This is a genomic window from Neisseria sp. P0021.S007 (assembly GCF_051956855.1).
On the sequence record NZ_JBQCXA010000334.1, the window covers coordinates 1 to 807 of the forward strand.

Annotated in this window: 1 protein-coding gene; it reads left to right on the plus strand. The window is 54.9% G+C overall.

The window, feature by feature from the left end:
* A partial coding sequence (locus ACTHUR_RS13180; protein WP_440398968.1) for a GTP-binding protein occupies positions 1 to 807 on the plus strand: 807 nt, incomplete at both ends.

Sequence of the window (807 nt, forward strand, 5' to 3'; positions counted from 1 at the left end):
ACCGCGTATTGACCGCCGTGGACAGCGCATTGATGGTCATCGACGCGGCAAAAGGTGTGGAAGCGCAAACCATCAAACTCTTGAACGTCTGCCGCCTGCGCAATACGCCGATTGTCACGTTCATGAACAAATACGACCGCGAAGTACGCGATTCTTTGGAGTTGCTGGACGAAGTGGAAAACATCCTGCAAATCCGCTGCGCGCCCGTAACCTGGCCGATCGGCATGGGCAAAAATTTCAAAGGCGTGTACCACATCCTGAACGACGAAATCTATCTCTTCGACGCGGGTGGCGAGCGTCTGCCGCACGAGTTCGACATCATCAAAGGTATCGACAATCCTGAATTGGAACAACGCTTTCCGCTTGAAATCCAGCAGCTGCGAGACGAAATCGAATTGGTACAGGCTGCTTCCAACGAATTTAATCTCGAAGAATTCCTCGCCGGCGAACTCACGCCCGTGTTCTTCGGCTCTGCGATTAACAACTTCGGTATTCAGGAAATCCTCAATTCATTGATTGAATGGGCGCCCGCGCCGAAACCGCGCGACGCGACCGTGCGCATGGTCGAGCCGGACGAGCCGAAATTCTCCGGATTTATCTTCAAAATCCAAGCCAATATGGACCCGAAACACCGCGACCGCATCGCCTTCTTGCGCGTCTGCTCCGGCAAGTTCGAGCGCGGCATGAAGATGAAACACCTGCGTATCAACCGCGAAATCGCCGCCTCCAGCGTGGTAACCTTCATGTCGCACGACCGCGAGCTGGTGGAAGAAGCCTACGCCGGCGACATCATCGGTATCCCGAACC